This window comes from Mycobacterium arosiense ATCC BAA-1401 = DSM 45069, assembly GCF_002086125.1.
GTDB lineage: Bacteria > Actinomycetota > Actinomycetes > Mycobacteriales > Mycobacteriaceae > Mycobacterium > Mycobacterium arosiense.
In genome coordinates, this window is sequence record NZ_MVHG01000013.1 from 11,899 (window position 1) to 37,078 (window position 25,180).

The following is a 25,180-nucleotide window of genomic DNA, read 5'->3' on the forward strand; positions in this document are numbered from 1 at the left end:
CTGACCTACTGCGCCATGGTGATTCGCCGCCGCGGGCGATCCCCGACGGGCGGGCGCCGGCATCCGCATCGATACTGGGTCCTATGGCTGAGGCATCCGAGGGCACGCTGGAACCGATCGGCGCCGTGCAGCGCACCTTGGTGGGTCGTGAGGCGACCGAGCCGATGCGGGCCGACATCCGGTTGCTGGGCGCCATCCTGGGCGACACGGTGCGCGAGCAGAACGGGCACGAGGTGTTCGGGCTCGTCGAGCGGGCGCGGGTCGAATCGTTTCGGGTGCGCCGCTCCGAGATCGACCGCGCCGAGCTGGCCCGGATGTTCGATGGCATCGACATCCACCAGGCGATCCCGGTCATTCGGGCCTTCAGCCACTTCGCGTTGCTGGCCAACGTCGCCGAAGACATCCACCGGGAGCGCCGCCGGGCGATCCACGTCGCCGCGGGCGAGCCGCCGCAGGACAGCAGCCTGGCCGCGACCTACGCCAAACTCGATCGCGCGCAACTGGATTCGGCTACCGTCGCCGGTGCGCTAAAGGGTGCCGTGGTGGCGCCGGTGATCACCGCGCACCCCACCGAGACCCGCCGGCGCACCGTGTTCGTCACCCAGCACCGGATCACCGAACTGATGCGGCTGCACGCCGAGGGGCACGAGGAAACCGACGACGGCCGCAACGTCGAACGCGAATTGCGCCGCCAGGTCCTCACGCTGTGGCAGACCGCGCTCATCCGGTTGTCCCGGTTGCAGATCACCGATGAGATCGAGGTGGGGCTGCGCTACTACGCCGCCGCCTTCTTCAAGGTGGTCCCGCAGGTCAACGCCGAAGTGCGCGACGCCCTGCGGTCACGCTGGCCCGACGCCGACCTGCTCAGCCAGCCGATCCTCCAGCCCGGCTCCTGGATCGGCGGGGACCGCGACGGCAATCCGAACGTGACGGCCGGCGTGGTGCGCCAAGCCACCGGCAACGCCGCGTTCACCGCGCTGGCGCACTACCTGGCCGAACTGACCGCTCTGGAACAGGAGCTGTCGATGTCGGCGCGCCTGGTCGCGGTGAGCCCGGAGCTGACCGAACTGGCCGAGGGCTGCGGGGAAAAGGCCCGCGCCGACGAGCCGTACCGCCGCGCGGTGCGGGTGATCCGCGCGCGGCTCACCGCGACCGGCGCCGAGATCCTGGATCGCCGACCGCAGCACGAGCTGGACCTGGGGTTGCCCCCTTATGCGGCCCCGGGCGAACTGCAGGCCGACCTGGACACCATCGATGCGTCGCTGCGCGCGCACGGCAGCGCGCTGCTGGCCGACGACCGCCTGGCGCTGCTGCGAGAAGGCGTGCGAGTCTTCGGGTTTCACCTGTGCGGCCTGGACATGCGGCAGAATTCCGACGTGCACGAGGGGGTGGTCGCCGAGCTGCTGGCATGGTCCGGGGTGCATCCCGATTACCGTTCGCTGCCCGAAGACGAGCGCGTCGAGCTGTTGGCCGCCGAGCTGGCCACCCGCCGGCCGCTGGTCGGTGACCGCGCGGAACTGTCCGAGCTGGCCCGCGAAGAGCTGGGCGTGGTGCGTGCGGCGGCACACGCCATCAAGCGCTACGGACCGTCCGCAGTGCCCAATTACGTGATCTCCATGTGCCGTTCGGTCTCCGACGTCCTCGAGGCCGCCATCCTGCTCAAGGAGGCGGGCCTGATCGACGCGTCCGGGGATGCGCCGTACTGCCCGGTGGGCATATCCCCGCTGTTCGAGACCATCGACGATCTGCACAACGGCGCCACCGTTCTGCATGCCATGCTCGAACTGCCGATCTACCGCGCCCTGGTGGCCGCCCGCGACGACAGCCAGGAAGTGATGCTCGGGTATTCCGACTCTAACAAGGACGGCGGCTATCTCGCCTCCAGCTGGGCGGTGTACCGGGCCGAGCTGGCCCTGGTGGAGGTAGCCCGCAAAACGGGAATCCGGTTGCGGCTCTTTCACGGTCGCGGCGGCACCGTCGGGCGCGGCGGCGGCCCGAGCTACGAAGCCATCCTGGCGCAGCCGCCCGGCGCGGTGAACGGATCGCTGCGGCTCACCGAGCAGGGTGAGGTGATCGCCGCCAAGTACGCCGAACCGCAAGCGGCGCAACGCAATCTGGAGAGCCTGCTGGCCGCCACGCTGGAATCCACCCTGCTCGATGTGGAGGGACTGGGCGATGCCGCCGAACCGGCGTACGCGGTGCTCGACGAGGTGGCCGTGCTGGCCCAGCGCGCCTATGCCGAATTGGTGCACGAGACACCGGGTTTCGTCGACTACTTCATGGCGTCGACGCCGGTCAGCGAAATCGGATCGCTGAACATCGGCAGCCGACCCACCTCACGCAAACCCACCCAGTCCATTTCGGACCTGCGCGCCATCCCGTGGGTGCTGGCGTGGAGCCAGTCGCGGGTCATGCTGCCCGGCTGGTATGGCACCGGGTCGGCATTCGAGCAGTGGATCGCGGCGGGCCCGGAAAGCGAAAGCGAGCGGGTGGACATCCTGCACGACTTGTACCAACGCTGGCCGTTTTTCCGCAGCGTGCTGTCCAACCTGGCTCAAGTGCTGGCTAAAAGCGACCTTGGCCTGGCGGCGCGCTACGCCGAACTGGTGGACGACGAGGACTTGCGGCACCGGGTATTCGACAAGATCGTCGACGAGCACCGGCGGACCATCGCCATGCACAAGCTCATCACCGGCCACGACAACCTGCTCGCCGACAACCCGGCGCTGGCGCGCTCGGTGTTCAACCGCTTCCCCTACCTCGAGCCGCTCAACCACTTGCAGGTGGAGCTGCTGCGCCGTTACCGGTCCGGCGACGACGACGAATTGGTGCAGCGCGGCATTTTGCTCACGATGAACGGGCTGGCCAGCGCGCTGCGAAACAGCGGCTGATAACCGGCCAATCGGTCCTGGTTATGGTTGGGTCGGGGGCTTGGCCGCACCGGCTGCATACCCAGTGGACGTCTATGCAACGGGGAGGGTGGGCATTGAAGACCATCACATTCGGCAAGACGGGACTCGAGGTTTCCCGGTTGGCCTTCGGCACCTGGGAGTTCTGCAGCGACTGGGGCCACGCCGACGAGGAGGCCGCGATCGCCCTGATCCGCAGCGCCCGCGACCTCGGGATCAACTTCTTCGACACCGCACAGCAATACGGGTTCGGGGCGTCCGAACGCCTGCTCGGCGAGGCGCTTCGCGACGATCTCCGGAAATCTCGCGATGAGGTGGTGATCGCCACCAAAGGTGGTTTGCGTGCCACCGACAACGGGCTGGTCCGCGACGGCAGCCGCACATGGCTCCGGGAGGGCGTGGAGTCCAGCCTAACCGCGCTGGGCATCGACCACATCGACGTGTACCTGGTGCACTGGCCCGATCCGGGCACCCCGGCCCCCGAAACCGCCGGGGCGCTCGCGGAATTGGTGTCGGAGGGCCAGATCCGGCACGTCGGTGTGTCCAACTATGACACCGCGCAGGTGCGGGAGTTTTCCGAGACCCTTCCGGTGGAGGTGGTGCAGCCGCCCTACCACCTATTTCGCCGCGGCATCGAAGACGAGCTGCTGCCGTACGCCCGCGAGCACGACATCGGGGTGATGGTGTACGGGCCGCTGGCGCACGGTCTGCTGACCGGGACGATGAAGGCCGACACCAGTTTTGGCGCCCAGGACTGGCGCGGCAAGAGCGACATCTTCAGCGGCGAAGGCTACCTGCGCAACCTGGAAGTTGTTGCGCGGCTTGAGGTTCTGGCCGCCGGGATGGGCGTGACGATCAGCCAGCTGGCCATCGCGCGGGTGATCGCGCAGCCGGGCGTGCACGTCGCCATCGTCGGAGCCCAGCACCTGCGCTACCTGCAGGAGAGCTCCGGCGCGGTCGACGTCACGCTGTCCGACGGCGATCTCGCCGCGCTCGACGAGATTCTGGGGGCGGCCACGCCGGTCGGCGGGCCGTATCCCGAGATGCACCAGAAGGCGGGTTGATCAGCCCTTCAGCAGCTCGCCGACGTGCGCGGTGACCGAATCAGTGAGGCCTTGCAGGTCATAGCCTCCTTCGAGCACCGCCACCAGCCGGCCGTCGCACAGCCTCTCGGCCGACGTCATCAATTCCCGTGTGACCCAAGCAAAGTCGGCGGCCGTCATGGTCAGCGAGCCGAGCGGATCGCGCTCGTGGGCGTCGAAACCGGCGGACACGATGATCAGCTCGGGCGAAAAGCCCTGCAGCGCGGGCAGTATCCGGTCCTGAAACGCCGCGCGCAGCTCCGCCCCGCCGTCGCCGGGTGAAAGCGGCGCGTTGAAGATGTTGCCCACCCCGGCCTCTCGTACCGCACCAGTGCCCGGGAACAGCGGCATCTGGTGCGTGGACGCGTAGAGCACGCTGGGGTCGGAGTAAAAGATCTGCTGGGTTCCGTTGCCGTGGTGGACGTCGAAATCGACGATGGCGACCCGGGTCAGCCCGTGTTTGCGCTGCGCGTGCCGCGCGCCGATGCTGACGTTGTTGAACAGGCAGAAGCCCATGACGCGCTCGGTTTCGGCGTGGTGGCCCGGCGGCCGGCATGCGACGAACGCGTTCTGCGCGTCACCGGCCAGCACCGCGTCCACGGCCTGCAGCGTGGCGCCGACCCCGCGCAGCGCCGTCTCCCAGGTCGACGGCTCCATCATGGTGTCGCCGCCATCGAGGTAGACGTAACCGGCTTCGGGCCGCGCGGCTTCCAGCGCGTCGACATAGCGATTCGAGTGCACGTAGCGCGTGGTCGCGAGGTCGGCCGGCTCGGCCTCCGCACGCATCAGCTTGTCGAACTGCGGCCGGCTCAGCGCCGCCGCCACCGCGCGGTAGCGGTCCGGCCGCTCCGGATGACCGGGGGCGGTCCGATGATCCGCGAACGCGGGATGGTGCAGCAGCAACGTGGCCATCGAAAGTCCCGCCGTGCGCCTACTGCACGGTCCGGTTGCGCAGCCTGTCCACCAGGCCGCGCACCGCGTGCTCGGTGATCGCCAATGGGGACATCATGGTCTCGCCCACCCGCACCATGTCATCGACCCGCGCGACGATGGCTTCCACCGGCTCGACCAGCACGATCAGCCGCTTGGCCAGGTCGTCCAGGCTGGCCATGGTGCCATCCAGGTGATCCAGGCCGGCTTCCAGGCGTTCCACCGTGGCGTTGAGGGCCGACAAAGAATCGCTCAGCTCCTGCATGGTGTTGCTCAACCCGTCGAGGACGTCTTCGACCTGCTCCACGGTCTTGTCGGCGTTCAACGCGGCCTGGGTGAGCGTCTTGAGCCGGCTTCGCTCCTGTCCCCCGCGCACGGTTCTGTCTGCCATGACCGTCATTATGACCCCGCGCCGGCCCGGTGTGGCGCGGGTCACCCTATCCATTTTGATAGCATCCCTATCTAATTTTCTTGTCGAATCTCTGCCCGCGTATGGCGTGAAGGAGGATGGCGGTGACGAAACCCCGGGGGGCGCCTGGCTTTCTACGTCAGCCGAGATCGGTGTGGGCCGTTGCCTTCGCATGTGTGATCTCGTTCATGGGCATCGGTCTTGTCGATCCGATCTTGCCGACCATGGCCAGCCAGTTGCATGCGACACCCGAGCAGATCTCGCTGCTGTTCACCAGCTACCTGCTGGTCACCGCGGTCGCGATGCTGATCACCGGCTGGGTGTCGTCCAGGATCGGCGCCAAGCGGACGCTTGTCGTCGGGCTGGTCATCATCGTGATGTTCAGTGCCCTTGCTGGAGCCGCCGGGGGAGTGAACGGCGTCATAGGGTTTCGCGCCGGCTGGGGTCTGGGCAACGCGCTGTTCATCGCCACCTCGCTGGCGGTCATCGTGGGGGCGGCCAGCGGTGGCTTCGCGGGCGCGATCGTGCTCTACGAGGCCGCGCTCGGTGTCGGCATCGCGGTGGGGCCGATGGTCGGCGCCGCACTTGGCGGGATCAGTTGGCGTGGGCCGTTTTTCGGTGTAGCCGCGCTCATGGGAGTCGCTCTCATCTGCGTAATCACGTTCGTTGCGCCGGCTCCGCTCCCGGCCGAGCGGGCGCGGATCGCGGACCCACTCAACGCGCTACGCAATCGCGGCATTTCGACCATCGCCGTCGTCGCCCTGTTGTACAACTCGGGCTTCTTCATCGTCATGAGTTATTCGCCGTATCCGATGAAGATCGGCGTGCACGAATTGGGGTTGGTGTTTTTCGGTTGGGGTCTACTCGTCGCGGTTTTCGCGGTCTTCTGCGCGCCGTGGGCGCAGCGGCGCATCGGTACCGCCGTCTCGCTTTATCTGACGCTGTTCTTGATGTCGCTGGACGTGGCGGCGATTGGCGTGTGGATCGCCCGTCCGCCCGTTGTCATCGCTTGCGTCATAGCCAGCGGCGCATTAATCGGAATGAACAACACGCTGGTGACCAGCACGGTGATGCAGGTGTCGCCGGTGCCGAGGCCGACGGCGTCTGCCGCTTACAGCTTCGTGCGGTTCATCGGCGCCGGCCTCGCACCGTGGCTGGGCGGAGTGGTGGCCGCTCACTACAGTGCGGCCGCGCTGTTCTACCTTGCGGGCGGCGCGGTGTTCCTCGGCCTGCCGGTGCTCGCCACCGCGCATGGTCTGGTGGCCAAGGCTCACGTGCCCTCCGAACACGAAAGTGACGAGGCCGCTGAGGAAATCGTCGAGTCGGCCGAGGGCAATGTTTTGCACGGCCACCTTCGTGGCGCCGACGCCGCGCCGCTTGCCGACGCCTCACTCAAGTTGATTGACAGCGCCGGTCGTCAAGTCGCTCAAGGGCGGTCAAGCGCCGACGGCTACTACCACCTCGTCGGCCCGGTGGGCGGCAGACATACGCTCGTCGTCGCCGCGAAAAATGGTGACACCCAAGCCGTTCCGGTGCTGCTGAGTCGAGCATCGACAGAACTGTCGCTGCGGCTGAACGGACGTCCGGTGGTTCAGCGACGGGCCTAGCTCACGCCGGGTGTCGCGCCACTCGGGACGTGTCCGACGGCAGCTTGGCCGCGGCGTCCTCGTCGAGCAGCCACAGCGTGGTGTCCAGCCCGACCGCCCCGGCGGCCGGCACCGAAACGGGTGCGGCGCCAGCGATGGCGGCGGCCACCGCGTCGGCCTTGCCCCCGCCCGACACCAGCAGCCAAACTTCGCGGGAACGCGCAATGGCGGGCAGCGTCAACGTGATTCGTTGCGGCGGCGGCTTGGGCGAGTCCTCGACCGACACCACCATCCGGGTGGTCTCGAGCACGGCCGGGGTGTCGGGGAACAACGAGTTGATGTGGCCCTCGGGGCCCATGCCAAGCAGGTGCACATCGAAATTGGGAACCGGCTCGCCGGGTTCGGCGTTGGCGGCCAGCAGCTGCTCGTAGGCCAGCGCCGCCGCGGCCAGATCGTTCCCGAATTCCCCGTCGCTGGCGGGCATCGGGTGCACCTGGCTCGACGGGATGTCGACCCGGGACAGCAGCGCCGCCCGCGCCTGTTTGTCGTTGCGCTCGTCATCGTCCTCTGGGACGTAGCGTTCGTCGCCCCAGAACAGATGGACCTTCGACCAGTCGATCTCGCGTCCCGCCAGCGACCGCAGCAGCCCGATGCCGTTGCCGCCGCCGGTCAGCACGATGAGCGCCCGGCCGCGGGCCGCCACGGCGTTCGCGATGGTGTCGGTCAGCCGCGCGGCGGCGGCTTCCACCATGGTCTGGCTGTCCGGGAAAATTTCGACGCTGGTGCTCACACGTATTGCACTTTCTCGATGCCTTCGAGCGCTGATTGGTAAACCTCGTCGGGATCCAGTCGGCGCAGGTCTTCGGCGAGGCACTCGCCGGTTTCCCTGCGCGCCAAGGGGAGTAGGGCGTCCGGCCGGGACGTCCGGCTCAACGTGGCCGTCCTTCCTTCCTGCGGCCTGCTCAAGACGATGGTTTCGCTCTTGCGCTGCAGTTCGATCTTGAGTTCGCCGACCGCCCGGCGCACCGGTCCGTCGATCCGGCTGGCCAGCCACCCGGCCAGGACGTCCAGGGCGGGCTCGGTCGCCAGACCGGACACCAGCGCCGACTCGATCGGTTCGTGCGGCGCCAGGTCGACGGCCGAGGTGAGCAGCGCACGCCAGTAGGTGATGCGCGCCCAGGCGAGGTCGGTGTCACCCGCGGTGTATCCGGGCAGCCGGCTCTTGATGGCCGCCAACGGGTCCACCCCGTTGGTGGCATCGGTGATGCGACGAATCGCTAACCGCCCCAATGGGTCTTGCGCAGGCACGGCCGGCGCGACGTCGGGCCACCAGACCACCACCGGGATGTCGGGCAGCAGGAAGGGGGTGACCACGCTGGCGGCGTGGCCGGACAACGCCCCGGACAGCCGCAGCACCACGACTTCGCTGGCGCCGGTGTCGCCGCCGGCACGCAGCTGCGCGTCCAGGCGCGGCTCGTCCGCATACGGATTGCCCCGCATCGTCACGATGATCCGGCTGGGGTGCTCATGGCTGGCGTCGTTGGCCGCCCGCAGCGACTCTTCGAAGATGTCCTCGCTGTCCGGTGCGATGATCAGGGTCAGCACCCGGCCCATCGCGACGGCGCCGACCCTTTCGCGCAGTTCGTCGAGCTTCTTGTTGACCGCCGTTGTGGTGGTGTCTTCCATGTCAATGATCACGGGCGCCGCCATTCCCGGCCGGTGCGGCGCAGCATCTCGAACGCCGAGTCCGGACCCCAGGTGCCCGACTCGTACGGTTCGGGCTTACCGTCCGCCGCCCAGTTGTTGAGCACGGGATCAAGTATGTCCCAAGCCAATTCGACCTCTTCGTTGACCGGAAACAGGGACGGCTCACCGAGCAGCACGTCAAGGATCAACTGTTCGTAGGCCTCCGGTGATTCCTCGGCGAACGCCGAGCCGTAGGAGAAGTCCATGTTGACGTCGCGGACCTCCATCGCGGTGCCCGGCACCTTGGAGCCGAACCGCAACGTGACGCCCTCGTCGGGCTGCACCCGGATCACCATGGCGTTCGCGCCCAGTTCGTCGGTCATGGTCGCATCGAACGGCAGGTGCGGTGCCCGCTTGAAGACCAGCGCGATTTCGGTCACCCTGCGGCCCAAGCGCTTTCCGGTGCGCAGGTAGAAGGGAACGCCGGCCCAGCGGCGGGTGTCCACCTCGAGCGTGATGGCGGCGAACGTCTCGGTGGTCGAGTCCTCGGCGAACCCCTCCTCGTCGAGCAGCCCGACCACCTTCTCGCCGCCCTGCCAGCCGGCGGCGTACTGGCCGCGGCTGGTGGTCTCGTCAAGGGGTTCGGCTAGGTGGGTGGCCGAGAGCACCTTGATCTTCTCGGTCTGCAGCGCCGTCGGGTTGAAGCTGACCGGCTCCTCCATCGCGGTCAGCGCCAGCAGCTGCATCAGGTGGTTCTGGATGACATCGCGCGCGGCGCCGATGCCGTCGTAGTACCCGGCCCGGCCGCCCAGCCCGATGTCCTCGGCCATGGTGATCTGCACGTGATCGACGTAGTGCGCGTTCCAGATCGGGTCGAACAGCTGGTTGGCGAACCGCAGCGCCAGGATGTTACGCACCGTCTCCTTGCCCAGGTAGTGGTCGATCCGGAACACCGACTCTTCCGGAAACACCGCGTTGACCGCCTTATTCAGGGCCTGCGCGCTCTCCAAGTCATGGCCGAACGGCTTCTCGATCACCACTCGGCTCCACCGATCGCCTTGCGGGCGCGCCAGTCCCGACTTGTGCAGCTGGTCGCACACCACCGGAAAGGACTTCGGCGGGATGGCCAGATAGAACGCGTGGTTGCCACCGGTGCCGCGCTCGGCGTCCAGCTTGTCGAGGGTCTCGGCCAGCCGACCGAACGCCTCGTCGTCGTCGAAAGCGCCCGGCACGAAACGGAATCCCGCAGCCAGCCGATCCCAGTTCTCCTGCCGGAACGGCGTGCGGCAGTGTTCCTTGACGGCGTCGTGCACCACCTCGCCGAAATCCTGGGTGCTCCAGTCCCGGCGCGCGAAGCCCACCAACGAGAAGCTGGGCGGCAGCAGACCGCGATTGGCCAGGTCGTAGATGGCCGGCATGACCTTTTTGCGAGCCAGGTCGCCGGTGACGCCGAAGATCACCATCCCGCACGGCCCCGCGATCCGCGGGAGCCGTTTGTCGCGCTTGTCCCGTAATGGGTTATCCGATTGTTGTGCGGTGCGGGCTGGGCTCATTTGGAGGCGGAACCCAGCTGCTTCTGTGTTTCTTCCAGCAGCTCGGTCCAGGAATCCACGAACTTCTCCACGCCCTCTTTTTCGAGCACCTTGAAGACGTCGGTCAAATCGATGCCGATCTGGTCCAGCTTGTCGAACACCGCCTGGGCGTCCCCGGCGGTGCCGGTGACCGTGTCGCCCTCGATGTCACCGTGGTCGGCGACGGCGTCAATCGTCTTCTCCGGCATGGTGTTCACCGTGTTCGGCGCCACCAGCTCGGTGACGTAGAGGGTGTCGGAGTAGTCGGGGTTCTTGACACCGGTGGACGCCCACAGCGGACGCTGCACCCGGGCGCCGTCGGCCTTGAGCGACTCGTAGCGATCGCCGCCCTCGAAGACCTCCTGGTAGGCGGCGTAGGCCAGGCGCGCGTTGGCCACCCCGGCCTTTCCCAGCAGCGCCTTGGCGTCGTCGGACCCGATCTTCTCCAGCCGCTTGTCCACCTCGGTGTCCACCCGGGACACGAAAAACGATGCGACGGAATGGATCTTGGAAATGTCATGCCCCGCCTCGCGCGCCTTCTCCAGGCCGGCCAGGTAGGCGTCCATCACCTGGCGGTGCCGCTCGACGGAGAAGATCAACGTGACGTTGACCGAAATGCCTTCCGCGAGAGTGGCGGTGATCGCCGGAATGCCGGCCTTGGTCGCCGGAATCTTGATGAACAGGTTGGGCCGGTCGACGATCTTCCACAGCTCGACGGCCTGCGCGATCGTCTTGTCGGTATCGGCGGCCAGTCGGGGGTCGACCTCGATGGACACCCGTCCGTCGACGCCGTCGGAGGCCTCCCACTCCCGCTTGAGCACGTCGCACGCGTTGCGCACGTCGTCGGTGGTGACGGTGCGGATGGCGGCGTCGACGTCGGCGCCCCGCTCGGCCAGTTCGGCGATCTGGCCGTCGTAGGAATCGCCCTCCGCCAACGCTTTCTGGAAGATCGACGGGTTGGTGGTCACGCCGACAACGCTTTTCGTGTCGATCAGCTCCTGCAGGTTGCCCGACTGCAGCCGCTGGCGCGACAAGTCATCCAGCCAGACGGATACTCCCGCGGCGGACAGCGCCGCGAGGTTGGGGTTCTGAGTCATCTCCAAAGGCCCTTTCTCAGTTATCCACTACCTGTTCCGCGGCGGCCGCGACGGCTTCTGCGGTGAAGCCGAATTCCCGGAACAACGTTTTGTAATCGGCGGATTCGCCGTAGTGCTCGATGGAAACGATCCTGCCGGTGTCACCGACGAGCTTGTGCCAGGACTGCGCGACGCCGGCCTCGACGGCCACCCGCGCCGATACGGTCGGCGGCAGCACGCTGTCGCGGTAATCCTCGGGCTGCGACTCGAACCATTCGACGCACGGCATGGAAACCACCCGAGCGACAATGTCCTTGTCCGCCAACAGCTTCTGTGCATCGACGGCTAGCTGGACCTCTGAGCCGGTCGCGATCAGCACCACATCGGGGTCCTGGCCGGCCTCCTCGCCGTCCGAGTTGAGGATGTAGCCGCCCCGGGCGACGCCGTCGGCGCTGGTGCCCTCGAGGATCGGCACGTTCTGGCGGGTCAGCATCAGGCCGACGGGGCCGCTGCCGTTGCCGCGGGCAAGGACGGTACGCCAGGCGTAGGCCGTCTCGTTCGCGTCCGCCGGACGTACCACCGACAGGTTCGGGATGGCCCGCAGCGCGGCGAGGTGCTCGATCGGCTGGTGGGTCGGACCGTCCTCGCCGAGCCCGATCGAGTCGTGCGTCCACACGTAGATGGTATCGATGTCCATCAGCGAGGCCAGCCGCACCGCCGGGCGCATGTAGTCGGAGAACTGCAGGAACGTGCCGCCGTACGCCCGGGTGGGGCCGTGCAGCACGATGCCGGACAGGATGGCACCCATCGCGTGTTCGCGGACACCGAAGTGCAGCGTGCGTGCGTACCAGTGGGCCGTGTAATCCTTGGTCGAAATAGACGGTGGGCCAAAGGAATCGGCGCCCTTGATGGTCGTGTTGTTGCTGCCGGCCAGGTCGGCCGAACCGCCCCACAGCTCCGGTAGCTTCGGCCCGACCGCGTTGAGCACCTCGTTGGAGGCCTTGCGGGTGGCGATCGGGTCGGAGCCCGGTTCCCAGTGCGGCAGGTCGGCGTCCCAGCCGTCCGGCAGCTTCTCGGCGGTCAACCGGTCCAGCAGCGCCTTGCGCTCGGGTTGTGCCTGCGCCCAGGCGTCGAAGTCGGCCTGCCACTTCTCGTGGGCTTCCTTGCCGCGGTCCACCAGCTTGCGGGTGTGGGCGATCACCTCGTCGCGCACCTCGAACTTCTTGTCCGGGTCGAAGCCGAGGATCTCCTTGACCGCGGCGACTTCCTCGTCGCCCAGGGCCGCGCCGTGCGCCTTGCCGGTGTTCATCAGCTTGGGCGCGGGGTAGCCGATGATGGTGCGCAGCGAGATGAACGACGGCCGGTCGGTGGCCGCCTTGGCGTTGGCGATGGCCTCCTCGATCGCGACGACGTTCTCGCCGCCCTCGATCTCCTGCACGTGCCAGCCGTAGGCGCGGTACCGCGCGGCGGTGTCCTCGCACAGCGCGATGTTGGTGTCGTCCTCGATCGAGATCTCGTTGTGGTCGTAGAAGACGATCAGGTTGCCCAGCTGCTGCACGGCGGCCAGCGACGAGGCCTCCGAGGTGACGCCCTCCTCGATGTCGCCGTCGGAGGCGATCACGTAGATGAAGTGGTCGAACGGGCTGGTGCCCGGGGCGGCGTCCGGATCGAACAGCCCGCGCTCGTAGCGCGCGGCCATCGCCATGCCCACCGCCGAGGCCAGGCCCTGGCCGAGCGGGCCGGTGGTGATCTCAACGCCCTTGGTGTGCCGGAATTCCGGGTGTCCGGGGGTCTTGGATCCCCAGGTGCGCAGCGACTCGATGTCGGACAGTTCCAGACCGAAACCACCCAGGTACAGCTGCAGATAGAGCGTCAGGCTGCTGTGCCCGCAGGACAGGACGAACCGGTCGCGGCCCAGCCAGTGGGTGTCGCTGGGGTCGTGGCGCATCGCCCGCTGAAACAAGGTGTAAGCCAGCGGCGCCAGGCTCATCGCCGTCCCGGGATGGCCGTTGCCGACCTTTTGCACCGCGTCGGCGGCCAGCACCCGAATGGTGTCGACGGCGGCCGAGTCGAGCTCGGACCAGTCCTCGGGAAGGTGCGGTTGGGTCAGCGTTGAGATCTCTTCGAGTGTCGTCACAGACTCAGTCCTTGGGGTCATCGAGCTGATCAATCCCACCCTAGTGCGGGAGGGCCGGCTCTTGCAGCGCAGGATTTCGGGTACCCACGGCCGGCAGGTGTGAAAATTACGCGCCCGTCGAAAGCGCCTAACATTCAGTTCGGGAATCTGGGAAACGTCTGCGGGAACTGACCCGCGGGCGGGCCATCGCCACATCGCGGTCTACCATCATGTGTAGTAGATGCTGCGCGCCGCTGCGACCCCAAGGAGTTATTGCGTGAGCGTTCGCGGGCGCGCCGCGCCGAGCCGATTGCCAAGCCGAGGACACGGCACCGCCCGGCGACGATCCGGCCCGGGTACCGGGACGGTGAGGAGCCGGGCAATCCAGCGGGTGCTGGCATATCTGGCGCTGACCAAGCCGCGGGTCATCGAACTGCTGCTGGTCACCGCGATCCCGGCGATGCTGCTGGCCCAGCGCGGCTCGGTGAACCCGCTGCTGATCGTCAACACGCTGATCGGCGGGATGCTGGCCGCCGGCGGCGCCAACACGCTGAACTGCGTGGCCGACGCCGACATCGACAAAGTGATGAAGCGCACGGCCCGCCGGCCGCTGGCCCGTGCGGCGGTGCCCACCCGCAACGCCCTGGTGCTCGGCCTGGTGCTGACGGTGGCGTCGTTCTTCTGGTTGTGGTGGACGAGCAACCTGTTGTCCGGGCTGTTGGCGCTGGCGACCGTCGGGTTCTATGTGTTCGTCTACACCCTGCTGCTCAAGCGCCGCACCTCGCAGAACGTGGTGTGGGGCGGCGCGGCCGGCTGCATGCCGGTGATGATCGGCTGGTCGGCCGTCACGGGCACCATTGGGTGGCCCGCGCTGGTGATGTTCGCGATCATCTTCTTCTGGACGCCGCCGCACACCTGGGCGTTGGCGATGCGCTACAAGGACGACTACAAGGCGGCGGGCGTCCCGATGCTGCCCGCCGTGGCGACCGAGCGTCAGGTGACAAAGCAGATCCTGATCTACACCTGGCTGACGGTGCTGGCGACGCTGGCGCTGGCGCTGGCGACCGGCTGGCTGTACGCCGCGGTCGCCCTGGTGGCCGGGGTGTGGTTCCTGGCGATGGCCCACCAGCTGTACGCCGGGGTCCGCGCCGGCGAGCCGGTCAGGCCGCTGCGGCTGTTTTTGCAGTCGAACAACTACCTGGCGGTGGTGTTCTGCGCGTTGGCCATCGACTCGGCCATCGGTCTGCCGCACCTGTTCTGAGGCCGGTCCACAGGCCCACGTTCGGGGGCAATCAGGGCAGCAGCACGATCGAGCCCGCCGTCTTGCGGCCCTGCAGATCCTGGTGGGCGCGCGCCGCTTCGGCCAGCGGATAGCGCCCGCCGACCTCGACGCTGATGTCGCCGCCGGCGATCGCGGCGAACAATTCCTCTGCCCGCCAGCTGAATTCCTGGCTGGTGCGGACGAAGTGCGCCAGCGAGGGCCGGGTCAAGAACACCGAGCCGGCGGGGTTGAGGCGCTGCGGGTCGAACGGCGGAACGGGCCCGCTGGCCGCTCCGAACAACGCCAGGGTCCCCCGGATGGCCAGGCTCGCCAGGCTGGCGTCGAAGGTGCTCGCGCCCACGCCGTCGTACACCGCGGCCACCCCGGCGCCGTCGGTCAGCGAGCGGATCCGCTCGCCGAACGCCGCGGGGTCCTCGGGGTAGGGGAGCACCTCGTCGGCGCCCGCCCGCCGGGACAGCCGCTCCTTCTCCGGCGTCGAGACCGTGGTGATCACCCGCACCCCCAGCAGGTGGGCCCACTGCGTCAGGATCAGTCCGACGCCGCCCGCGCCGGCGTGCACCAGCACCGTGTCGCCCGCCTGCACCGGATACACCGACTTGAGCAGGTAGTGGGCGGTCAGGCCCTTCAGCAGCGCTGAGGCCGCCACGTCGGCGGTCACGCCGTCGGGCACCTCGGCGGTCAAATGCGCTGGGGCCGTGGCATATTCGGCATACCCACCGGACGCCGCGGCGCTGACCACGCGGTCGCCGACGCGCAACCCGTCGACGCCGTCGCCGAGGGCTTCGACCGTGCCGGCCAGCTCCGAGCCCAGGACGAACGGCAACTCGCGCGGGTACTGCCCGGAGCGGAAATAGGTGTCGATGTAGTTGACGCCGATGGCCTCGGCCTTGATCAGCACCTCGCCGGGCCCGGGAGCCGGCTGGGGCGTATCGACATAGCGCAGCACCTCGGGGCCGCCGGTCTCGCTGACTTCGATTGCGTGCATCCGCTTATCATGCCCGGGCATGAAACTCGCTCGCCCGGACGTCTTCCATCCCCGCATTGTGCTGGCGGGGTCGGGTGACGCCGCGGGCCGCACGGCCGACGACGCCGGTCTGGTGGCCGCGCTGCGGCGACGCGGGCTGCACGCGCGCTGGTTGTCCTGGGACGATCCGGAAACCGCCGGCGCGGACCTGGTGATACTGCGCGCCGGCGCGGGCGGCCGGGATCGGCGCGACGAATTCCTGGCGTGGACCCGACGCGTGCGCCACCTGCTCAACCCGCCCGGCGCGGTCGCCTGGAACCTCGATGAGCGCTATCGGCGCGACCTCGAGGCCGACGGCGTGCCGACGCTGCGGGAGCGGCCCGTCGCGCAGGCGTCGTTGGTCTTCGTGGGCGGCGAGCGGTCCCACGCCTGGCCGGCCGAGCCGGAGTTCGAGTCCTGGGACCTGGGCCACGCCGCGCTGACCTCGGCCGCCCGGCGCGCCGGCATAGCCGCGGGGGAGCTGCTCTACGCGCGCGTTGATCTGGCGGGCGACCGGGTGGCGGCGCTGGACCTGGTCGCGCCGGCGTTGGGCTGGCGTCGGCTGGACCCCGCGGCCCGGGAGGTCGCCCAGCGCCAGTTCGCGGTGGCGGTGCAGTCAGCCTGCGAGCGGCTCGGCCTGGGCCCGCTCTCGCATGGCCGCCCATAGCGCCGCGGTGGCCGCGGTGCAGGCCGCGGCCCCGGCCACGTGCAGGGCGACCAGCACGGCGGGCACCCCGGTGTAGTACTGCGCGGTGCCGACGGCGGCCTGGGCGAACACCAGCGCCAGCAGAACGGCGAGCCGCACCAGCACGGGCCGGGCGGCACGCACGGCCAGCAGCCCGAAGCCCAGCCCCACCAACAGCGCCAGGTAGGCGATCAGCAGCGACGAGTGCAGGTGCACCAGGGTGTCGACCTCGATTTTGAGCCGCGGCACCGTGCGGGTGGTGCTGTGGTCCCCGGCGTGCGGGCCGGCGGCCGTCACCAGCGTGCCGGTGACCAGCACGGCGGCCAGGTTCAGGCCGGACAACGCGGTCAGCACCCGCAGCGGCCGAACGACTCGCTCGCGAACTACCCCGTCGTCGGGCTCACCGACTTTCACATAAAGCAACACCGACAGCCACACCATCGTCATCGACGTCAGCAGGTGGACGGCCACCGTCCACCACAACAGCCCGGTGCGCACGGTGATGCCGCCGATCACCGCCTGCACGACGGTGGACATCGGCATCAGCCAGGCGTATACGAGGACCTCGCGGCGCCGTCGTGCCCGGGTCACCGCCAGCACGGCCAGCGCCGCCGTGATGACGACGGCGAAGGTGACCATCCGATTGCCGAATTCGACGGCCTGGTGGATGCGCGGCACCTCGGCGTGGGCCACCGGCACGAAGCTGCCCGGGAAGCACTGCGGCCAGGTGGGGCAGCCCAGGCCCGACGCGGTGACGCGCACGATCGCGCCGGTGATGGCGATGCCGCCCTGGGTGAGGATGACGGCCGCGGCGATCAGGCGCTGCACACCCGGGGTGGGGTTGGGGGGCAGGTCCACCACGCGCAACGGCATCCGTCCAACCACGGGTTGCATCCTAAGGCACCGAAAACTACGACCTGTAGTACGGCTGGCAGCCTCGAGATGTAAACCATGCACACCCGCGTCGGCGTGTCGTGTGCGTGGTTTACGTGTCGCGACGGGCGCGCGGGCGAGCGGCCGCCAGCGAGCCCGTCAGGTGAAGCGGAACCAGCGCAGCGCGCTCAGCGCGCCCACCGCGCCCCACGCCACCAGGACGACCACCCCGAACCAGTCCACCGACATGGTCATCGCCTGCGAGAGCGCCTCGGTGAGCGCGCCCGACGGGGTCAGCCGGGCCGCCAGCTTGACCCCGGTCGGGGTGATGCCCGTCTCCAGCGTCAGCGCGCCCAGGCCGGCGAAGACGAACCACATCAGGTTGGCAACCGCGAGCACGATCTCCGCCCGCAGCGTCCCGCCGAGCAGCAAGCCCAGCGCCGCGAACACTCCGGTGCCCAGCGCGATCACACCCGCACCCAGCGCCAACGCCGCCGGTGCGGGTCGCCAGCCGAGCGCAAAACCGATGGCGCCCAACAGGATTGCCTGCAAGAACACCACCGTGACCACGGCCAGTGACTTGCCCGCGATGATGCCCCACACCGGCAGCGGGGTGGCCCCAAGCCGCTTGAGCGCGCCGTAGCGCCGATCGAAGGCGACCGCGATGGCCTGCCCGGTGAACGCCGTCGAAATCACCGCCAGCGCCATGATGACCGGGGTGAAGGTGGCCGCGCGGTGCTGGCCGAACGACCCGAGCGGCAGCAGCGTGAGCCCGACCAGCAGCGTGATCGGGATGAACATGGTCAGCAGCAGCTGTTCGCCGTTGCGCAGTAGCAGCTTGAGCTCCAAATTGAACTGCGCGGCAAGCATTTTCGGTACCGCACTGGGCCGCGGATCGGGCGCGAAGGTGCCCGCGGGAAAGACGCCGGATTGAATCTCGTTGTCTGTCAAGGCCGTAACTTCCTGCCGGTGAGGTCGAGGAACACGTCCTCGAGGCTGCGTTGCTCGACGCGCATGTCGGTGGCCAGCACGTCGATCCGCGCGCACCACGCGGTGACGGTGGCCAGCACCTGCGGGTCGACGGGGCCTTCGACCAGGTACTCGCCCGGCGTCACCTCGGTGGCCTTGTAATCCTCCGGCAGCGCGGCGGACAGCAGGGACAGATCCAAACGCGGCGGTGCGCTGAACCGCAACTGGTCCTTGGCCCCGCTCCGCATCAGCTCCGTGGGCGTGCCCGAGGCCACCGTCGCCCCGTGGTCGATGATCACCAGCCGGTCGGCGAGCTCCTCGGCCTCCTTGAGCTGATGCGTGGTCAGCACCACCGTCACGCCGTCGCGGCGCAGCGCGTCGATCAGCTCCCACACCAGCAGCCGGGCGTGGGCGTCCATGCCGGCGGTGGGCTCGTCGAGGAACACCAGTTCGGGACGCCCGACCAGCGCGCAGGCCAGCGCCAGGCGTTGCTGCTGGCCGCCGGAGAGCCGCCGGTAGGTGGTGCGGGCGGCGTCGGTGAGGCCGAGGGTGTCCAGCAGCCACGCGGGGTCCAGCGGGTCGGCGGCGTAGGCGGCCACCAGGTTGAGCATCTCGCCCGCTCGGGCCGCGGGATATCCGCCGCCGCCCTGCAGCATCACCCCGATCCGCGCCCGCAGCCGCGTGTTGTCGGCGATCGGGTCCAGGCCGAGCACCTCGATGGTGCCGGCATCGGGGCGCACGAAGCCCTCGCACATCTCCACCGTGGTCGTCTTGCCGGCGCCGTTGGGGCCGAGCAGGGCCAGCACCTCGGCGGCGTGCACTTCGAGATCGAGGTCGGCGACGGCCTCGACGGCGGTCGCGCCAGATCCGTATGTCTTGGTGACGCCGCGCAGCCGCACCACCGAGTCCGGGGATTGGCGCGATGGCGGAAAGGCCGAGCTCACGTGGAATCAGCGTAGGCGCCATGTGCCGGCGCCGGGCGAGGGGTCGAGGGAGGCTGCGGCGGTGAGCCGTCGGTGGCGGGCTGTCCGTTGGATTCGGTGTCCTGGACGGGCGGGCGGCGCCAGGGCAGGCGGGTGTAGGTCAGCGCGATGAGCGCCACCACGATCACGGTGCTGGCCAGGGTGGCGTCGATGATCTGGAACAGCGCGAACCGGTCGCCGTTGGCGGTGGGGCCGAAGATCCCGACGACCAGGCTGATGACGATGGCCGCGACGCGGAACCCGGTGCGGGTCGCCCAGGCGGCCAGCGGGATGATGGCCCACAACAGGTACCAGGGCTGCACGACGGGGAACAGCAGCACCGTGATGCCCAGCGCCACACCCAGCCCGCCGATGGGGTGCAGCCGGCCGCGGAAGACGGCCAGCAGCAACCAGGCCACCATGACCGTGATGATCAGCACGCCGATCGCACGGGTCAGCCCCAGCACCGCGGTGGTGTGATCGCCCAGGCCCAGCCGGATGCCCACCTGCCCGGTGCCCAGCGCCAGCAGGGTGGGCGGCGACATCCAGCTGCGCACCACGTTGGCCGTGCCCAGCGTGTAGATCCAGCCGAAGCCCAACCCGCTGGCCCAGCCCACCAGCGCCATCACCGCCAGCGACAGCGCCGCCATGCCGCCGCCAGTCAGCAGCAACGCGCCCAGGGTGCCACCGCAGCGGTAGGCCAGCGCCATCGTGACGAAGCCGAGCGCCAGCAGCGACGGCAGCTTCACCTGCGACGACAGCACGATCAGCACGGCGCCGGCGGCCAGCAACCCCAGCGGCTCCCAGTCCGGGGCCGACTTCCAGGACGCGGGCAGCAGGCGCGGCGCGTCGATGCCGCGCAACGCGAATTCCGCCCCGGTCAGCATCAGGCCCAGCATCAGCGCCTCGTTGTGCGCGCCGGCCACCAGATGCATGATCAGCAGCGGATTGGCCGCGCCCAGCCACAGGGCGCTGACCTCCGCGACGCCGCAGCGCCGGGCCAGGCGTGGGGTCGCCCACACGATCAGGGCCACCCCCAGCAGCTCCACCAGGCGGTGACAGAGCACGGCGGCGACGATGTTCTCCCCGGTGACCGCCGAGATGCCGCGTCCGATCCACAAGAACAGTGGCCCATACGGCGCGGGCGTCTCGCGCCACAGGGTCGGCACGGACAGCGTGAAGATGTGTGACAGGCCCAGGCCCGAGGCCGGGCCCACCCGGTAGGGGTCCAGGCCCTCCAGCGAGATCTGGCTTTGCGCCAGGTAGGAGTAGACGTCCTTGCTGTACATGGGCGGGGCGATGAGCAGCGGCAGCACCCACAGCAGCAGGGTGCGGTCCAGGTCGCCGCGCGACATCCGCCGGTTGCCGAGCGCGAAGCGGCCGAGCATCAACCAGGCCAGCGCCATCATGACCGCGCCGGTGGTGGTCATGGTCAACGACACGGTCTGGATCCGCGACGGGAGGTTGAGCAGCCGCACCCCGAAGGTGGGGTCCTGCACGACGGGACGCGCGCCGGCGCCCAGCGCGCCGATCGCCATCACCACGGTGCCGGCGGCACCGAACAGGCGGGTGCGGCGCAGCGCGGTGAGCTCGGTATCGTTCAGCGGCGAGCCCACCGCCTGCTCGTCGCCGTGCAGACTCGCGATCGACGAGCTCAGCGTGTGGTGGCGGGCTGCCATCAGAGCAGCGTAGCCCGGGCGATGGGCGTAGCCTCGCCAGGCGACCGGGTCACGCCGAGCGGCTGGTGTGAGCAGCGCAACGCCAAAGCAGGGGACCCTTGCTAGACCGATCCCCGGAATTGCGTCACACTGGTGTTGTGAAAATCCGAACCAGCCCCGCCAGGGCCGCTGACGCCGCTACCGGCGTGGCGGGCGTCGGCGCGCCGGTGCCGGATCGTCACACTCGCCGCGCGATCGTGCGCCTGCTGCTGGAGTCCGGATCGATCACCGCCGTCGAGATCGGTGACCGGCTGGGTTTGGCGGCCGCCGGCGTGCGGCGCCACCTCGACGCGCTGATCGAGGCCGGCGATGCCGAGGCCACGCCGCCCGCGGCGTGGCAGCAGGTGGGGCGCGGGCGTCCCGCCAAGCGCTACCGGTTGACCGCGGCCGGGCGGGCCAAGCTCGACCACGCCTACGACGACCTGGCCGCGGCCGCGATGCGGCAACTCCGCGAGATCGGCGGGGAGGAGGCCGTGCAGGCGTTCGCCCGGCAGCGGATCGACGCCATCCTGGCCGACGTTCCCGCGGCCGACAGCGCCGCCGACACCGACGTCGAGGCGGCCGCCGACCGGATCGCCACCGCCCTGACCAAGGCCGGCTATGTCACCACCACCACACAGGTCGGTGGGCCCATCCACGGCGTGCAGATCTGCCAGCACCACTGCCCGGTGTCGCACGTCGCGGAGGAATTCCCCGAGCTGTGCGAGGCCGAGCAACAGGCCATGGCCGAGGTGCTGGGCACCCACGTCCAGCGGTTGGCGACCATCGTCAACGGCGACTGCGCCTGCACCACGCACGTACCCCTGACTCAGGCATCAAGCACGGCGCCCAGCCCGCGTCGTACCAACACCACGAGCATCAAAGGAGCGTCTCGATGACACTCACCCCCGAGGCCGGCACGACGACAACCGCACCGCTGACCCAGGAAGAGGCGATCGCCTCCCTGGGGCGGTACGGCTACGGCTGGGCGGACTCCGACGTCGCCGGCGCCAGCGCCCAGCGCGGCCTGTCCGAGGCCGTCGTCCGCGACATCTCGGCCAAGAAGAACGAGCCCGAATGGATGTTGCAGACGCGGCTCAAGGCGCTGCGCATCTTCGACCGCAAGCCGATGCCGAAGTGGGGCTCGAACCTGAACGGTATCGACTTCGACAACATCAAGTACTTCGTGCGCTCCACCGAGAAGCAGGCCGCCAGTTGGGAAGACCTGCCGGAGGACATCCGCAACACCTATGACCGGCTGGGCATCCCGGAGGCCGAGAAGCAGCGTCTGGTGGCCGGCGTCGCGGCCCAGTACGAATCGGAGGTGGTCTACCACCAGATCCGCGAGGACCTGGAGACCCAGGGCGTCATCTTCCTCGACACCGACACCGGTCTGCGCGAGCACCCGGAGATCTTCCAGGAGTACTTCGGCACCGTGATCCCGGCCGGGGACAACAAGTTCTCCGCGCTGAACACCGCGGTGTGGAGCGGCGGCTCGTTCATCTACGTCCCCAAGGGCGTGCACGTCGACATCCCGCTGCAGGCCTACTTCCGGATCAACACCGAGAACATGGGCCAGTTCGAGCGGACGCTGATCATCGCCGACGAGGGCTCCTACGTGCACTACGTCGAGGGTTGCACCGCGCCCATCTACAAGTCGGATTCGCTGCACTCGGCGGTGGTCGAGATCATCGTGAAACCAAATGCGCGCGTTCGCTATACGACGATCCAGAACTGGTCGGGCAACGTCTACAACCTGGTCACCAAGCGGGCCCGCGCCGAGGCCGGCGCCACCATGGAGTGGATCGACGGCAACATCGGGTCGAAGGTCACCATGAAGTACCCGGCGGTCTGGATGACCGGCGAGCACGCCAAGGGCGAGGTGCTCTCGGTAGCCTTCGCCGGCGAAGACCAGCACCAGGACACCGGCGCGAAGATGCTGCACCTGGCGCCCAACACGTCGAGCAACATCGTGTCCAAGTCGGTGGCCCGCGGCGGCGGCCGCACCTCCTACCGCGGCCTGGTGCAGGTGAACAAGGGCGCGCACGGATCGCGTTCCAGCGTGAAATGCGATGCGCTGCTGGTCGATACGATCAGCCGCAGCGACACCTACCCCTACGTCGACATCCGCGAGGACGACGTCACCATGGGCCACGAGGCCACCGTGTCCAAGGTCAGCGAGAACCAGCTTTTCTACCTGATGAGCCGCGGCCTGACCGAGGACGAGGCCATGGCCATGGTGGTCCGCGGCTTCGTCGAGCCGATCGCCAAAGAGCTGCCCATGGAGTACGCGCTGGAGCTCAACCGCCTGATCGAGCTGCAGATGGAAGGCGCGGTCGGCTAGTGACGAATCTGACCGAAGCGGTTGAGGGTTCGGCCCTGACCGCAGTCAACAAGGGCGAGCTGTTCTCCTCGTTCGAGGTGGACGCGTTCGAGGTCCCGCGCGGCCGCGACGAAGTCTGGCGGTTCACCCCGCTGCGCCGGCTGCGCGGGTTGCACGACGGCTCGGCGCGCGCCACCGGCAGGGCCGGGGTCAGCGTCACCGAACAGCCCGGCGTGCGGGTCGAGACCGTCTCCCGGGGCGACGAGCGACTCGGCCAGGGCGGCGTGCCCACCGACAGGGTTGCCGCGCAAGCGTTTTCGTCGTTCAATTCCGCGACGCTGGTCACCGTCGAACGCGACACCCGCATCGCCGAACCGATCGGCATCACCGTGACCGGCCCCGGCGAGGGCGCGGTGGCCTACGGGCACCTGCAGGTCCGGGTCGCCGAGCTCGCCGAGGCGGTCGTCGTCATCGACCACCGGGGCAGCGGAACCTACGCCGACAACGTCGAATTCGTCGTCGACGACGCCGCCCGGCTCACGGTGGTGTGGCTCGCCGACTGGGCCGACGACGCCGTGCACGTCAGCATGCACCACGCCAAGCTGGGCAAGGACGCGGTGTTGCGCCACGTCGCGGTCACGCTCGGCGGCGAGGTGGTGCGGCTGACGGCCAACGTGCGGTATACCGCCCCGGGCGGGGACGCCGAGCTGCTGGGCCTGTACTTCGCCGACGACGGGCAACACCTGGAGTCGCGGCTGTTGGTGGATCACGCCCGGCCCGACTGCAAGTCGAACGTCCTGTACAAGGGTGCGCTGCAAGGCAATCCGGACTCCGCGCTGCCCGACGCGCACACCGTCTGGATCGGCGACGTGCTCATCCGCGCCGAGGCCACCGGCACCGACACGTTCGAGGTGAACCGCAACCTGGTGCTCACCGACGGGGCACGCGCCGACTCGGTGCCCAACCTGGAGATCGAGACCGGCGAGATCGTCGGCGCCGGGCACGCCAGTGCCACCGGCCGTTTCGACGACGAGCAACTGTTCTACCTACGTTCCCGTGGCATCCCCGAGGAGCAGGCCCGCCGCCTGGTGATCCGCGGGTTCTTCGCCGAGATCACCTCCAAGATCGGGGTGCCCGATATCCGGGAGCGCCTGACCGCAGCCATCGAACACGAACTGGCCTTAACGGAAAAGACGGAAACAACAGCCTCATGACCACCCTGGAAATCAAAGACCTACACGTCAGCGTCGTAAACCCGAACGCCGCCGAGTCCGAACGCGAGATCGGAATCCTCAACGGCGTCGACCTGACCGTGAAATCCGGTGAGACGCATGCGTTGATGGGCCCCAACGGTTCGGGCAAGTCGACGCTGTCGTACGCCATCGCCGGTCACCCCAAGTACACGGTGACCTCGGGCTCCATCACGCTGGACGGCGAGGACGTGCTGGCGATGAGCATCGATGAGCGCGCCCGGGCCGGAATCTTTTTGGCCATGCAGTATCCCGTCGAGGTGCCCGGCGTCTCGGTGTCGAACTTCCTGCGCTCGGCGGCGACCGCCGTGCGCGGTGAGGCCCCGAAGTTGCGGCACTGGGTCAAAGAGGTCAAGGCGGCGATGGGCTCGCTGGAAATCGACCCGGCGTTCGCCGAGCGCAGCGTCAACGAGGGCTTCTCCGGCGGTGAGAAGAAGCGCCACGAGATCCTGCAGCTGGAATTGCTCAAGCCCAGGATCGCCATCCTCGACGAGACCGACTCCGGGCTCGACGTCGACGCCCTGCGCGTGGTCAGCGAGGGCGTGAACCGCTACGCCGAAACAGGCTGGGACGATGGCACCGGCCAGCCGGTGCGTGGCGGCATCCTGCTGATCACGCACTACACCCGCATCCTGCGCTACATCCGCCCCGAACACGTGCACGTGTTCGTCGGCGGGCGCATCGCCGAATCCGGCGGTCCCGAGCTGGCCGATGAACTCGAGCAGAACGGCTACGTCCGCTTCACCCAAGCGGCGGCCGCCGGAGCCTGAC

At 68.7% G+C, this 25,180-nt stretch carries 20 protein-coding genes and 1 pseudogene; 9 read left to right on the forward strand and 12 right to left on the reverse strand.

The window, feature by feature from the left end; all coding sequences use genetic code 11:
• The first annotated feature begins 83 nt into the window (after nucleotides 1-83).
• Nucleotides 84-2,891 carry a phosphoenolpyruvate carboxylase gene (gene ppc / locus BST14_RS08155; protein ID WP_083064009.1) on the forward strand — a complete coding sequence of 936 codons (2,808 nt, stop codon included), beginning with the start codon at nucleotides 84-86 and terminating at the stop codon, nucleotides 2,889-2,891.
• A 95-nt stretch (nucleotides 2,892-2,986) separates the two neighbouring features.
• Nucleotides 2,987-3,973, forward strand: coding sequence for an aldo/keto reductase (locus BST14_RS08160; protein ID WP_083064010.1), 987 nt, complete (start codon nucleotides 2,987-2,989; stop codon nucleotides 3,971-3,973).
• On the opposite strand, the gene BST14_RS08165 is transcribed toward BST14_RS08160, so the two are convergent.
• The gene (locus BST14_RS08165; RefSeq protein ID WP_083064011.1) at nucleotides 3,974-4,903 is read right to left on the reverse strand and encodes a histone deacetylase family protein; all 930 of its coding nucleotides are present in this window, start codon (nucleotides 4,901-4,903) and stop codon (nucleotides 3,974-3,976) included.
• 19 nt (nucleotides 4,904-4,922) lie between these two features.
• Nucleotides 4,923-5,321 (reverse strand): ATPase, encoded by a 399-nt coding sequence (locus tag BST14_RS08170; RefSeq protein ID WP_083064077.1) that lies wholly within the window; start codon nucleotides 5,319-5,321, stop codon nucleotides 4,923-4,925.
• A gap of 107 nt (nucleotides 5,322-5,428) precedes the next feature.
• Between BST14_RS08170 and BST14_RS08175 the strand changes: the two are divergent.
• Nucleotides 5,429-6,661: pseudogene (locus BST14_RS08175) on the forward strand (MFS transporter); the annotation flags it as partial.
• A 277-nt stretch (nucleotides 6,662-6,938) separates the two neighbouring features.
• On the opposite strand, the gene pgl reads toward BST14_RS08175, so the two are convergent.
• Genes pgl through tkt form a run of 5 tightly spaced genes read right to left on the reverse strand, consistent with a single transcriptional unit; the run spans nucleotide 6,939 to nucleotide 13,386 of the window.
• A complete protein-coding gene (gene pgl, locus BST14_RS08180) occupies nucleotides 6,939-7,706 on the reverse strand; it encodes a 6-phosphogluconolactonase (protein ID WP_083064013.1) in 768 nt (255 codons plus the stop codon).
• Nucleotides 7,703-8,614, reverse strand: a complete 912-nt coding sequence (gene opcA / locus BST14_RS08185; protein ID WP_083064078.1) for a glucose-6-phosphate dehydrogenase assembly protein OpcA — start codon at nucleotides 8,612-8,614, stop codon at nucleotides 7,703-7,705. Before opcA ends, pgl begins: the two co-directional genes overlap by 4 nt.
• Nucleotides 8,611-10,155: a glucose-6-phosphate dehydrogenase gene (gene zwf / locus BST14_RS08190; protein ID WP_083064014.1), complete on the reverse strand. Its 1,545-nt coding sequence runs from the start codon at nucleotides 10,153-10,155 to the stop codon at nucleotides 8,611-8,613. The genes opcA and zwf overlap by 4 nt, the downstream gene beginning before the upstream one ends.
• Entirely contained in the window at nucleotides 10,152-11,270 is a 1,119-nt protein-coding gene (tal, locus tag BST14_RS08195; RefSeq protein ID WP_083064015.1) for a transaldolase, read from the reverse strand. Before tal ends, zwf begins: the two co-directional genes overlap by 4 nt.
• 16 nt (nucleotides 11,271-11,286) lie before the next feature.
• Nucleotides 11,287-13,386 carry a transketolase gene (gene tkt / locus BST14_RS08200; protein WP_083064016.1) on the reverse strand — a complete coding sequence of 700 codons (2,100 nt, stop codon included), beginning with the start codon at nucleotides 13,384-13,386 and terminating at the stop codon, nucleotides 11,287-11,289.
• Nucleotides 13,387-13,642: 256 nt separating this feature from the next.
• On the opposite strand from tkt, the gene BST14_RS08205 reads away from it, so the two are divergent.
• Nucleotides 13,643-14,626 (forward strand): heme o synthase, encoded by a 984-nt coding sequence (locus BST14_RS08205; RefSeq protein ID WP_083064017.1) that lies wholly within the window; start codon nucleotides 13,643-13,645, stop codon nucleotides 14,624-14,626.
• Between the two features lie 31 nt (nucleotides 14,627-14,657).
• On the opposite strand, the gene BST14_RS08210 is transcribed toward BST14_RS08205, so the two are convergent.
• Nucleotides 14,658-15,632: a quinone oxidoreductase family protein gene (locus BST14_RS08210; RefSeq protein ID WP_083064018.1), complete on the reverse strand. Its 975-nt coding sequence runs from the start codon at nucleotides 15,630-15,632 to the stop codon at nucleotides 14,658-14,660.
• 19 nt (nucleotides 15,633-15,651) lie between these two features.
• Here BST14_RS08210 and BST14_RS08215 point away from each other — a divergent pair, with 19 nt between their 5' ends.
• Complete coding sequence (locus BST14_RS08215) at nucleotides 15,652-16,317, forward strand: DcsG N-terminal domain-containing protein (RefSeq protein ID WP_083064019.1); 666 nt, start codon at nucleotides 15,652-15,654, stop codon at nucleotides 16,315-16,317.
• On the opposite strand, the gene BST14_RS08220 is transcribed toward BST14_RS08215, so the two are convergent.
• The 4 genes from BST14_RS08220 to mptB all read right to left on the reverse strand — a co-directional run bounded on the left by BST14_RS08220 (nucleotide 16,267) and on the right by mptB (nucleotide 20,818).
• Complete coding sequence (locus BST14_RS08220; RefSeq protein ID WP_142279316.1) at nucleotides 16,267-17,208, reverse strand: COX15/CtaA family protein; 942 nt, start codon at nucleotides 17,206-17,208, stop codon at nucleotides 16,267-16,269. The two genes, BST14_RS08215 and BST14_RS08220, sit on opposite strands and share 51 nt — an antisense overlap.
• 159 nt (nucleotides 17,209-17,367) lie before the next feature.
• Nucleotides 17,368-18,078: an ABC transporter permease gene (locus BST14_RS08225; protein WP_245845340.1), complete on the reverse strand. Its 711-nt coding sequence runs from the start codon at nucleotides 18,076-18,078 to the stop codon at nucleotides 17,368-17,370.
• 77 nt (nucleotides 18,079-18,155) lie between these two features.
• Nucleotides 18,156-19,121, reverse strand: a complete 966-nt coding sequence (locus BST14_RS08230) for an ABC transporter ATP-binding protein (protein WP_169926061.1) — start codon at nucleotides 19,119-19,121, stop codon at nucleotides 18,156-18,158.
• The gene (gene mptB, locus BST14_RS08235) at nucleotides 19,118-20,818 is read right to left on the reverse strand and encodes a polyprenol phosphomannose-dependent alpha 1,6 mannosyltransferase MptB (protein ID WP_083064021.1); all 1,701 of its coding nucleotides are present in this window, start codon (nucleotides 20,816-20,818) and stop codon (nucleotides 19,118-19,120) included. Before mptB ends, BST14_RS08230 begins: the two co-directional genes overlap by 4 nt.
• A 98-nt stretch (nucleotides 20,819-20,916) precedes the next feature.
• Between mptB and BST14_RS08240 the strand changes: the two genes are divergently transcribed.
• Genes BST14_RS08240 through sufC form a run of 4 tightly spaced genes read left to right on the forward strand, consistent with a single transcriptional unit; the run spans nucleotide 20,917 to nucleotide 25,179 of the window.
• Nucleotides 20,917-21,735, forward strand: a complete 819-nt coding sequence (locus tag BST14_RS08240) for a helix-turn-helix transcriptional regulator (protein WP_142279310.1) — start codon at nucleotides 20,917-20,919, stop codon at nucleotides 21,733-21,735.
• On the forward strand, nucleotides 21,732-23,180 hold the full coding sequence (gene sufB, locus BST14_RS08245; protein ID WP_083064023.1) for a Fe-S cluster assembly protein SufB: 1,449 nt from the start codon (nucleotides 21,732-21,734) through the stop codon (nucleotides 23,178-23,180). Before BST14_RS08240 ends, sufB begins: the two co-directional genes overlap by 4 nt.
• Nucleotides 23,180-24,373, forward strand: coding sequence for a Fe-S cluster assembly protein SufD (gene sufD, locus BST14_RS08250; protein WP_083064024.1), 1,194 nt, complete (start codon nucleotides 23,180-23,182; stop codon nucleotides 24,371-24,373). The genes sufB and sufD overlap by 1 nt, the downstream gene beginning before the upstream one ends.
• Nucleotides 24,370-25,179, forward strand: coding sequence for a Fe-S cluster assembly ATPase SufC (gene sufC, locus BST14_RS08255; RefSeq protein WP_083064025.1), 810 nt, complete (start codon nucleotides 24,370-24,372; stop codon nucleotides 25,177-25,179). The genes sufD and sufC overlap by 4 nt, the downstream gene beginning before the upstream one ends.
• Nucleotide 25,180 lies beyond the last annotated feature (1 nt).

Coding starts and splice junctions, on each gene's coding strand:
- ppc (WP_083064009.1), top strand. CDS start 84: ATGGCTGAGGCATCCGAGGGCACGCTGGAACCGATCGGCGCCGTGCAG.
- BST14_RS08165 (WP_083064011.1), bottom strand. CDS start 4,903: ATGGCCACGTTGCTGCTGCACCATCCCGCGTTCGCGGATCATCGGACC.
- BST14_RS08170 (WP_083064077.1), bottom strand. CDS start 5,321: ATGACGGTCATGGCAGACAGAACCGTGCGCGGGGGACAGGAGCGAAGC.
- zwf (WP_083064014.1), bottom strand. CDS start 10,155: ATGAGCCCAGCCCGCACCGCACAACAATCGGATAACCCATTACGGGAC.
- tal (WP_083064015.1), bottom strand. CDS start 11,270: ATGACTCAGAACCCCAACCTCGCGGCGCTGTCCGCCGCGGGAGTATCC.
- BST14_RS08210 (WP_083064018.1), bottom strand. CDS start 15,632: ATGCACGCAATCGAAGTCAGCGAGACCGGCGGCCCCGAGGTGCTGCGC.
- BST14_RS08215 (WP_083064019.1), top strand. CDS start 15,652: ATGAAACTCGCTCGCCCGGACGTCTTCCATCCCCGCATTGTGCTGGCG.
- BST14_RS08220 (WP_142279316.1), bottom strand. CDS start 17,208: ATGCCGTTGCGCGTGGTGGACCTGCCCCCCAACCCCACCCCGGGTGTG.
- BST14_RS08225 (WP_245845340.1), bottom strand. CDS start 18,078: ATGCTTGCCGCGCAGTTCAATTTGGAGCTCAAGCTGCTACTGCGCAAC.
- mptB (WP_083064021.1), bottom strand. CDS start 20,818: ATGGCAGCCCGCCACCACACGCTGAGCTCGTCGATCGCGAGTCTGCAC.
- sufB (WP_083064023.1), top strand. CDS start 21,732: ATGACACTCACCCCCGAGGCCGGCACGACGACAACCGCACCGCTGACC.
- sufC (WP_083064025.1), top strand. CDS start 24,370: ATGACCACCCTGGAAATCAAAGACCTACACGTCAGCGTCGTAAACCCG.